The 2024-nt window shown below is 46.3% G+C and carries 2 protein-coding genes; both read left to right on the forward strand.

The features are described 5' to 3' along the window. Nucleotides 1-183 precede the first annotated feature (183 nt). Nucleotides 184-1578 carry a leucine-rich repeat protein gene (locus HMPREF9140_RS08930; RefSeq protein ID WP_006953418.1) on the forward strand — a complete coding sequence of 465 codons (1395 nt, stop codon included), beginning with the start codon at nucleotides 184-186 and terminating at the stop codon, nucleotides 1576-1578. 32 nt (nucleotides 1579-1610) lie between these two features. Beyond that, on the forward strand, nucleotides 1611-1805 hold the full coding sequence (locus HMPREF9140_RS08935; protein ID WP_006951037.1) for a hypothetical protein: 195 nt from the start codon (nucleotides 1611-1613) through the stop codon (nucleotides 1803-1805). Nucleotides 1806-2024 lie beyond the last annotated feature (219 nt).

The raw sequence follows: 2024 nt of genomic DNA on the forward strand, positions 1-2024 counted from the left end.
ATTCGCACCTAGCGTCTAACTACACATTTTTCACTTTCGCTTACGCGCGCGCGAAGCGTGTCGTGACTCCTGTAAACAAAGGGCTCGTAAGGGTTCTCTTTGCTCACTTCTTCATGCCCTTTTGCCAAGCCGCGCAAGGGGGAAATAACGACAATTATTCAACTATAAAATTATTATAATGATATGAAGAGATTTTTATTCTATTTGTTCGCTATACTCTATTCGGTAGAATTTATGGCACAGAGCTTTACTGTAAACAATTCGGATGGTATGCCTCTCAAGTATACGGTGACAAGCACGAATCCTAATGAGGTAAAGCTGACAGGAAGGGGAACAATTCCTACAGGCTATACACTTGGCACGGAATTGAATGTACCTGCAACTGTCTTCTATGGTGGAAGCACATACAATGTCGTAGAGATTGCAAAAAATTGCTTTTTCTCTGAAAGCATACTGACCAAAGTTAATCTTCCGGAAGGCATACGCACAATAGGCAGTTATGCCGTATTTCAGTCTTCCATATATTCTATCTCAATTCCAAGCACACTTACAAAGTTGGAGGAAAATGCCTTGCTCTTTATGGCTTATTCTTTTTCTGATAGTCATACAGGAGCACGTTTCCTCGATATGGACTTTTCAAAAACATCTATTACCGAATTTCCTATAAGTTCAGTGCAAATTGGCTCACACTCTAAGTCTATACTGCGAAGCGTGTCTTACCCTGCTACGACTCAGATAATATCTGAAGATCAATTCAGTAAGGACTATGATACTCCTCCTATAATATACTTGTATAACTCAATACCCGCGACATTAACGGTAAATATATCACAACCATTTTCTGGTCACAAAAATCCTTTCAGGTCAGCAACGCATATCTATGTTCCCATCGATGCTACCAAGATTTATGAGGACAATACGGACTGGGCGAAGTATAAAGGTCGATACTACGAGCAAGTGCCCGTAGGCCCCAGCGGCTACACTTCCTACTACCTCGAGAACGAGAACTTCCTCGTTCCCGCGGGCTGTACGGCGTATATCATCACGGGCATTACTCCGAGCGGAAGTATTATGACTCCCGACCAAGCCGTGGTGAAAGCGTTCGGAGCAGGCAAGATTATCCCGAAGCAGACGGGATTTATTCTGCAAGGCGCGGCAAACAGTACGGTGGTTTATCAGGCCAACGTTACGGGAACAGAAGAAAACGTGACGAACAATCTACTCATCGGCACCGCCACCGAGCAGGAGTTCAACGCAAGTGGTTACAAATATTATATCTTCTCCAATAACGGCGACGAGGGCATCGGCTTCTATAAGCAGGGCACTCGGAATGGTGCTTCCATCAAGCTGGCGGCACATCGCGCTGGTCTGCGTCTGCCCGAAGCCATTGCGCCTGCCAAAGGTTTTACAATCGACTTCGATGCCGCCCGCAAGGAGGCCGAAACGACCGGCATACGCGACGTTCGCCCGACAGTGCAGCCACGCGAAAACGTCGTCTACGACCTCCAGGGTCGGCGAGTTACAAATCCCGGTCGCGGCATCTACATCGTCAACGGCAAGAAAGTAGTGCGGGAGTAAGGAAGAAAGTATTAAGTAATAAGTAGTAAACAATGAAACAAAGATATATCACCCCGCAGATTAAGGTTATCCAACTCTTGACCGACGACAATATCGCCCAATTTGTTGTGAGTTCGCACTCCGTAGGCGAGAACGAAGGACTGGCCAAGCCCGGCATCTTCGACGAAGACGAGGAAGGCGGAGCAGGCGAACAAACGATGGCTGATTACTCGCCTTGGGAGGACTAAGGAATAGACATTGGAAGTGCCGGAGGATTCCTATAAGGAAAGGTCAAGGACTCCTATAAGGAAAGGTCAAGGACTCCTATAAGGAAAGGTCGAGGACTCCTATAAGGAAAGGTCGAGGACTCTAAGTATCACTCCTACGATACCTTAAGTATCAATCCAAGAGGAGTCTAAGTATAGCTCTTCGAGGATGTTCGACAGGCGTACTTTCCCATTCACAAT

Source organism: Prevotella micans F0438 (assembly GCF_000243035.1).
Lineage (GTDB): Bacteria > Bacteroidota > Bacteroidia > Bacteroidales > Bacteroidaceae > Prevotella > Prevotella micans.